At 73.9% G+C, this 7,326-nt stretch carries 7 protein-coding genes; 3 read left to right on the top strand and 4 right to left on the bottom strand.

Annotated features, from left to right (window positions below):
- Nucleotides 1–121: 121 nt before the first annotated feature.
- A complete protein-coding gene (locus V6V47_RS30615) occupies nucleotides 122–1,108 on the bottom strand; it encodes a hypothetical protein (RefSeq protein ID WP_334631998.1) in 987 nt (328 codons plus the stop codon).
- A gap of 98 nt (nucleotides 1,109–1,206) precedes the next feature.
- Between V6V47_RS30615 and cofD the strand changes: the two genes are divergently transcribed.
- Both cofD and V6V47_RS30605 read left to right on the top strand, forming a co-directional pair.
- Nucleotides 1,207–2,154 carry a 2-phospho-L-lactate transferase gene (gene cofD, locus V6V47_RS30610; RefSeq protein WP_334631997.1) on the top strand — a complete coding sequence of 316 codons (948 nt, stop codon included), beginning with the start codon at nucleotides 1,207–1,209 and terminating at the stop codon, nucleotides 2,152–2,154.
- Complete coding sequence (locus tag V6V47_RS30605) at nucleotides 2,151–3,242, top strand: coenzyme F420-0:L-glutamate ligase (RefSeq protein ID WP_334631996.1); 1,092 nt, start codon at nucleotides 2,151–2,153, stop codon at nucleotides 3,240–3,242. The genes cofD and V6V47_RS30605 overlap by 4 nt, the downstream gene beginning before the upstream one ends.
- Before the next feature lie 13 nt (nucleotides 3,243–3,255).
- On the opposite strand, the gene V6V47_RS30600 is transcribed toward V6V47_RS30605, so the two are convergent.
- Both V6V47_RS30600 and V6V47_RS30595 read right to left on the bottom strand, forming a co-directional pair.
- On the bottom strand, nucleotides 3,256–4,254 hold the full coding sequence (locus V6V47_RS30600; RefSeq protein ID WP_334631995.1) for a winged helix-turn-helix domain-containing protein: 999 nt from the start codon (nucleotides 4,252–4,254) through the stop codon (nucleotides 3,256–3,258).
- A gap of 288 nt (nucleotides 4,255–4,542) precedes the next feature.
- On the bottom strand, nucleotides 4,543–5,601 hold the full coding sequence (locus tag V6V47_RS30595; RefSeq protein WP_334631993.1) for a hypothetical protein: 1,059 nt from the start codon (nucleotides 5,599–5,601) through the stop codon (nucleotides 4,543–4,545).
- 39 nt (nucleotides 5,602–5,640) lie between these two features.
- Between V6V47_RS30595 and V6V47_RS30590 the strand changes: the two genes are divergently transcribed.
- Nucleotides 5,641–6,255 (top strand): NUDIX hydrolase, encoded by a 615-nt coding sequence (locus V6V47_RS30590; RefSeq protein ID WP_334631992.1) that lies wholly within the window; start codon nucleotides 5,641–5,643, stop codon nucleotides 6,253–6,255.
- Here the strand turns inward: V6V47_RS30590 and V6V47_RS30585 are convergent.
- Complete coding sequence (locus V6V47_RS30585) at nucleotides 6,224–7,315, bottom strand: mannose-1-phosphate guanylyltransferase (protein ID WP_334631991.1); 1,092 nt, start codon at nucleotides 7,313–7,315, stop codon at nucleotides 6,224–6,226. The genes V6V47_RS30590 and V6V47_RS30585 overlap by 32 nt on opposite strands.
- Between the last annotated feature and the right edge of the window lie 11 nt (nucleotides 7,316–7,326).

The raw sequence follows: 7,326 nt of genomic DNA, 5'->3' as shown, positions 1-7,326 counted from the left end.
GGGGACGGCGCGGACCGGGGCGGGGAGGGCGCGGACGGGGGCGGGGACGGCGCGGACCGGGGCGGGGACGGGATTGAGGGGGCGCCGCCCGCGCGAGTGAGCGCGCGGGCGGCGCGGGGACTCAGCGGGGCTGGTCCGGGTTGATCTGCTGGGTGCGGTCGTCGTCGCCGGGGCGGAAGATCGCCTCGGTCGGGTCGGCGGGCTGACGCGGGATGGCCTGGGTCGGGTCGGCCGACGGCGGCTGCCCGAACGGCGGCGCGGACGGCGCCGGCGGAGCCGACGGCACCGGCGGGGCCGACTGCGGCGCGGGGTCGACCGGCGGGGCCGGCGGCGCGGACTGCGGAGCCGGCGGGAACGGCGGCGCGGACTGCGGGAACGGCGGGGCCGACTGCGGGGCGCCCCCGAACGGTGGCGCGGACTGCGGTGCCGGCTGGTACGGCGGTGCGGGCTGGCCGTACTGGCCGGGGAACTGTGCCGGCGGGTAGCCGCCGGGCTGGCCGGGACCGGGCTGGCCCCACCCGCCCGCCGGCTGGCCACCGGGCTGCCCCGGAGCCGGCCAACCGCCCTGCTGCTGCGGCCAGCCCGGCTGCGCCTGGCCGTAGACGCCCGGCTGCGGCTTGGGCTTGGGCACGTAGTAAAGGGTGCGCCACAGCGTGAAGACCACCCAGACGGCGACCGCGAAGAGCATCAGGTACGCGAAGCGGGTGAGCACGCCGAGCAGCGCCTCGAGCACCTCGGCCTCGGCGAGCTGGGCCACCAACCAGACCAGCAGGGTGAGCGTGCCGAGGAGTGCGCTGGCGGCGTACTCACCGAGCGCCACCTGCGTGATCAGCTTCGCCTTGGGCAGTACCGGCGAGATGTGGGTGGCCAGCAGCACGGCGAGCAGCGGCAGGATCACCGACTCCAAGCCGATGAACGTGAAGAAGGTGCTGCCCGCGCGGCCGGTGAAGGAGCTGTAGTCGGTCGGGGCGAGCAGGCGGAGCAGCCCCACGAAGAGGAACACGGCGTTGGCGCCGAGCAGCGCGAGCGCACCCACTTCGCGTAGCGGCTTGGTCAGCTGGCGGGCCTGCGTCGCGTCGGTGGACGCGGGCTCGGCGGGGCTGGTCACGAGCTCCCCCTCAGGGCATGAACGGACAGGGCGCCCGTGAGCCTAGTCTCCCGGGCCGGCGGTCAATCGAAGGCGTCACGTGCGCGAGGATGGTCGACATGCGCATCGTGGTTCTGGCCGGCGGCATCGGTGGCGCCCGGTTCCTGCTCGGCGTCCGGGCGTACGCCCGTGAGGTCGGCGCCGAGGTGACCGCCGTGGTCAATGTCGGCGACGACCTGTGGCTGCACGGGTTGAAGATCTGTCCCGACCTGGACAGCGTCATGTACACCCTTGGCGGTGGTGCCGACCCCGAGCGGGGCTGGGGCCGGGTCGGGGAGAGCTGGACGGTCAAGACGGAGCTGGCCGCGTACGGGGCGGAGCCGACCTGGTTCGGCCTCGGCGACAAGGACATCGCCACCCACCTGGTACGCAGCACCATGCTCAACGCCGGCTACCCGCTGCACGCGGTCACCGAGGCGCTGGCCGCCCGCTGGGAGCCGGGCGTACGGGTGCTGCCGGCGACCGACGACCGGCTGGAGACCCACGCGGTGGTCGACGGCGACGACGGTCAGCGCGCGATCCACTTCCAGGAGTGGTGGGTGCGGTACCGGGCGGACATCCCCACCCACCGCTTCGTCTTCGTCGGCGCGGAGTCGGCGAAGCCGGCGCCCGGGGTCCTGGAGGCGATCGGCGCGGCCGACCTGGTGCTGGTCGCACCGAGCAACCCGGTGGTGAGCGTCGCGCCGGTGCTGGCGGTGCCGGGGCTGCGCGAGGCGGTGGCCGCGGGGCCCGCTCCGGTGGTGGGCCTCTCACCGATCATCGGCGGCGCTCCGGTCCGCGGGATGGCGGACCGCTGCCTCGAGGTGCTCGGTGTCGAGTGCAGCGCGGCCGGGGTGGGTCGGCTCTACGGGGGCCGGTCGGCCGGCGGGGTGCTGGACGGCTGGCTGGTGGCCGAGGAGGACGCGGGCACCGTGGTGCCGGAGGTGACGGTCCGTGCGGTGCCGTTGCGGATGACCGACGAGGCGGCGACGGTGGCGATGGTCCGCGCCGCGGTGGAGTTGACGTGAGGCTGGAGATCCTGCCGGTGCTGGGCATCGGCCACGTGAGTGAAGGCGACGACCTGGCGGCGATGATCGCGACGGCCGCGCCGTGGCTGCGCAACGGCGACGTGCTGGTGGTCACTAGCAAGATCGTCTCGAAGGCCGAGGGGCGTCTCGTCGACGTGCCGGCGGACGGGCCCGAGCGGCTCACCGCGCGGGACGAGGTGCTGGCCGGAGAGACCGCCCGAGTGGTGGCCAGTCGGGGTGCGACCCGGATCGTGCAGACCCACCACGGCTTCGTGATGGCCTCCGCCGGCATCGACGCGTCGAACGTGGACAAGACCCGGCTGGTTCTGCTGCCGGTGGACCCGGACGCCTCGGCCCGGGCACTTCGGGCCGCGCTGCGCGAGCGCTACGACCTGGACGTCGCCGTGATCATCACCGACACGATGGGCCGGCCGTGGCGGAACGGGCTCACCGACGTGGCGCTCGGGGTGGCCGGGATGCCGGCCATCCGCGACCACCGGGGCGAGGTGGACCCGTACGGCAACGAGTTGCAGTTGACCCAGATGGCCGTGGTCGACGAGCTGGCCGGGGCCGGCGAGCTGATCAAGGGCAAGTGTGACCAGGTGCCGGTCGCGGTGGTGCGGGGCTACCTCTCCTCCACGCGGTCCGACGACGACGCGGACGGCGCGCGGGCGCTGATCCGCGACGCCGCGCAGGACCTCTTCTCCCTGGGCACCGCCGAGGCCCGGGCGACCGGGCTGGCCGACGCCGCCACCCTGACCGACGGTGCCAGCCCAACGCCGGTCGACCTGACGGCGGTACGGCGGGCGATCGACGCGGTAACCGAGGTGGTCGCCCCCGGCACGGTCTTCACCCTGGTCGACGAGGCCGAGGTGCACGCCGGCCTGGTCGCCGAGGTGGCCGGTTGGCCGGACGAGGCGACCGCGCTGGTGCTCGGCTCGCCGCCGGCCCCGGTCGAGCCGATGGATCTGGTCCGCTTCGGCGCCGACCTGCACCGACTGCGCGTCGCCCTGGCCGCCGAGGGCGTCGCGTCGACCCTGCTGCCCCCGCCCGCCGGCAGCCCGGCCAGCGCGTCGCTCGCCCTGTGAAGAGCCGGCCGGGTCAGGCGTCCAGCATGGCCCGGCCGAGCGGGGTCAATGTGTGCAGCACCGTGTTGCGGTCCCGGTGGCTGACCAGCAGGCCGGCGTTGCGCAGCACGGTGGCGTGCTGACTGGCCGCCGCCGGTGAGATGTTGAGCCGCCGGGCCACCTCGCCGGTGGTGCAGCCGTCGTCGCTGGCCTGCAGCACCGCCGCCCTGGTCCGGCCGAGCAGCGCGGCGAGCGATTCCCGGCTGGTGGCCGCCGCGGCCGGTCCGGACCCGTCGGCGGGCACCAGGCCACCCAGCCGGTCCACCGGATAGACCAGCACCGGCGGCAGCGCCGGATCGAGCAGGGCGACCGGGGTGCCCGCGCAGAAGAACGACGGCACCAGCAGCAGGCCGCGACCGTCCAGGTGCAGCTCGCGGCTGTGCGGGTAATCGCGGACCTCGAGCACGCCGTTCTCCCAGCGCATCGCCGGCCGGAGGCTGGTCAGCAGCCCTTCGACGCCGCCGTCGAGCATGACGCGGGCTCGGCGGGTCCGGTCCGCCTCGACCGCGGCCTGGATCCGACCCCAGTACGGGTCGATCGCCAGCGACCGGTACTGCGTCATCGACTCGGCGAGGTGGCTCAGCGCCGTCACCTCACCCCGGGCCAGCGCGGCAGCCGAGGTGGGCAGCGTGTTCTCGGTGGCCAGCACGGTCAGGTCCCGGTTCAGCAGCCCGCTGGGGGTGCTGCGGACCGCGTCCAGCCCGGCCTCGAAGCCGTCCACGCTGGCGTAGGGGGTGAGGAAGTCGGGGAAGTAGCCGCGCGGCGGGCTCAGCGCGAAGAGGAGCCGGAGCTGGTCGGAGGTGGTGTCCTGGCGCAGCTCCCGGGACACCGTGCGCCGCCAGTTCGCCGTGAGCGGGTCCCGGTTGCGGCCCTGCAGCAGGTGCAGGCTGAGGACCAGCTCCCAGACCGGGTCCGCGGCCGGTGCCACCCGGGTCCGAAGGATGTCCTCGCCGGAAAAGTGGATCTTCAGCATGGGGGCTCCCGTGTCACCGGCAGGGGGGTGCCAGGTGACTGTTCGCACTCTACCCGGGCGGCAGTTATCTCCACGTTTAAGCCTGGGCTGAAAAACCTCGACGCCCCCGGGGACGGTTGGGCATGCTTCCAATGCCCGAGCACGACACTGACGCGTCACTGACGTGTCCGGTGTCGGGGCGCACCGGGGCCGGGGGAGGCCGGTGATCGGGCGGCACCACGAGGGTCTGCGGCCCTTGTACCGCAGGGGTGCCGTCCGGTCATCTCGTCGACACGTCCTGCGGCCGGCTCAGCCGAGCCAGAGCGCGACCCGGTGATCCTCGTCCGTGACGTAGTAGGGCCGCCCGTCCAGCTCGGCCAATCCCTCGACGTGGTGGAACGGCGCCAGGTCCGCTACCAACGCACCGACCAGCCGGTGCCCGTCCGGGGCCGCGGCGGACGACCCGCCGGCCGGCAGCCGGAACCGGACGTGCCGCGAGGTGACGTCGCCCCCACCCGGGTGGTCGTCGAGCAGCACCGAGCCCTTGCCGAGCGCGTCGATCGAGCCGATCACCCCGTCGTATCCGCCGTCCGGGGTCGGGGTGATCGCCCGGAAGCCGGTCAACGCGCCCGCCGGGGTCACGCCGGTGACCGCGTACGCCCGCACGGCCCGGGGCCAGGCCGGCTCCGCCGCGAACATGCCCGGCACGCCGGCCACCTCGACCAGGATCGGCTCGCCGGCCTCGGTGACCGGGAAGCGCAGCCCGAGCAGCACCGTACCGGCCGAAGTGAAGGCCGCCGCCTCCACGTTCAGTGGCAGGTCGTCCGGGGCGAGCCGACTCACCCAACTCTTCGCCCGGGCGGTCCCCCGGGCGAGGGTCTCCACGATGAACCGGTCCCGCACCTGCTTCCCCGGTGGCAACGGGGTCAGCGGCGCACCGGCCAGCGCGTCGTTCATCGCCCGGTGCAGCCGGAACCGGTTGCGCACCACGTGCACCGGCAACGGCCCGGCCGCCGCGTCGTCCTCCCGGAACCGGGCCACGAAGGCGCGCCGAGGCCGCAGCGGACCGCCCTTGGAGCCGAAGTGCGAGCCGAACACGTACACCCAGCCGTCATGGTGGGCGAGCGCCTCACCGTCCTCGGTCCGGCCGTTCTCCACGCCGGCGTCCGCCAGGACGTGCCGAGCCGTCCACTCGCCGTCGTCCAACTCGAGCAGCAGGGCCAGGCAGCGTTCCACCGGACCCTCGTCGAGCACGGTCCAGAAGCCCTGCCGCGCGCCGTGGGCGCGCAACAACGCCGCGGACCGGACCGGCAGCAGGTCACTGGCCTCGTTGCCGGCCACCACGAATTCGCGCAGTCGCAGGGTCACCGCGCCAGGGTACGGAGCCTGCGCTCGTACAGTGACGGGGTGCCTGACACCGCGACCGGACCCACCGCCCAACCCACCAACCCCGAGGCGTACGCGGCGCTGCACGCCGACGCCATCGCGCTGCTGGACGGGTGGCAGCCGACCCGCCCGGCCGCTGCCGAGGCGCGGGACCGCACCCTCGCCCTGCTCGCCGCCGGCCCGGTCGCGATGATGCGGGAGCACGTGCCCGGGCACGTCACCGCGAGCGCGCTGGTGCTCGACGCGACCGGCTCGCGGGTGCTGCTCTGCCTACACGGCACATTCAGCCTGTGGGTGCAGCTCGGCGGGCATTGCGAACCCGTCGATCAGACCCTCGTCGACGCCGCGTTGCGCGAGGCCACCGAGGAATCGGGGATCGTCGGCCTGCGCATCGACCCGGTGCCGATCGATATCGACGTGCACGAGGTGGCCTGCCAGGGCGGCTCGCGCCACTACGACGTCCGCTTCGCCGTCCTCGCCCCGCCCGGCGCCGTGGAGCAGGTCAGCGACGAGGCCGAGAAGCTGGGCTGGTTCCCGCCGGACCAGCTACCCGAGCCGCTGGCCGGCGGGACCGTGCAACTTGTCGCGCCGGCCCTCGCCGCACTCAGACGTAGCCCTCTTCGCCCCGCTCCTTGAGCTCGTCGACCAGGGCCTTGACGTCCTGGGCCCGGTCGCGCGGGCAGACCAGCACCGCGTCCGGGGTGTCCACGACGATCAGGTCACGCAACCCGAGGACGGCCACCAACCGGCCGGACTGCGGCACCACCACCAGATTGGCGCTGTCGCGCAGCAGGACACCCGACTTGGCGTCGGTGCCGAGCACCACGTTGCCGGCGGCGTCGGTCGGCAGCACGTCACCCAGGGTGTGGAAGTCACCGACATCGTTCCAGCCGAAGTCGCCGGGCACGGTGGCCACCCGCCCGGCGGTGGCCGCGCCCTCCATCACCGCGTAGTCGACGGAGATCTTCGGCAGGGTCGGCCAGACCGTGCCGAGCACGTTGTCCTGCTCCGGGGTGCCCCAGGCGGCGGCGATCGCGGTGACCCCCGCGTGCAGGGCGGGCTGCTGACGCGCCAGCTCGGCGAGGAACACGTCCACCCGCCAGACGAACATGCTCGCGTTCCACAGGTGCCGGCCCGATCGGACGTACGCCTCGGCGACCTCGGCGGCCGGCTTCTCCTTGAACTCGGCCACCGGCCGCCACGGGGTGTCCCCGGCCGCGTCGCTCGTCTCCAGGTAGCCGTAGCCGGTCTCCGGTCGGGTCGGGGTGATGCCCACCGTCATGAGCATGCCCTGCTCAGCGCCGCGGACCGCCTCCTGGACCGTCCGCACCCAGCTCTCCGGATCGCCGATCAGGTGGTCGGCGGCGAAGCTGCCCATCACCGCCTCCGGCTCGCGCAGGGCGATCACGGCGGCGGCGAGTGCGATCGCCGCGCAGGAATCACGTGGTGAGGGCTCGACCAGGATGTTCTCCTCAGGCAGCCCGGTCAACTGCCGGGCCACCGCCGCGACGTGCGCGGCACCGGTGACCACAAGGGTGCGATCCGGTGTGGTCAGCGGCCCGAGCCGTTCCACCGTCGCCTGGAGCAGCGACAGGTTGGAACCGGTCAGCGGATGGAGGAACTTGGGGTGATTGGCGCGGGACAACGGCCACAACCTCGTGCCGCTGCCACCCGCCGGGATGACCGCATAGAGCATCCGCACATCAT

The sequence above is a fragment of the Micromonospora sp. CPCC 205539 genome, from assembly GCF_036906815.1.
GTDB lineage: Bacteria > Actinomycetota > Actinomycetes > Mycobacteriales > Micromonosporaceae > Micromonospora.
Note: the sequence above shows the minus strand (reverse complement) of the source record. Positions and strands in the feature narration are given on the sequence as shown.

What these genes read in the sequence shown, in the direction of transcription:
- cofD (WP_334631997.1), top strand. Translation starts at nt 1,207, where the DNA reads ATGCGCATCGTGGTTCTGGCCGGCGGCATCGGTGGCGCCCGGTTCCTG.
- V6V47_RS30600 (WP_334631995.1), bottom strand. Translation starts at nt 4,254, where the DNA reads ATGCTGAAGATCCACTTTTCCGGCGAGGACATCCTTCGGACCCGGGTG.
- V6V47_RS30585 (WP_334631991.1), bottom strand. Translation starts at nt 7,315, where the DNA reads ATGCTCTATGCGGTCATCCCGGCGGGTGGCAGCGGCACGAGGTTGTGG.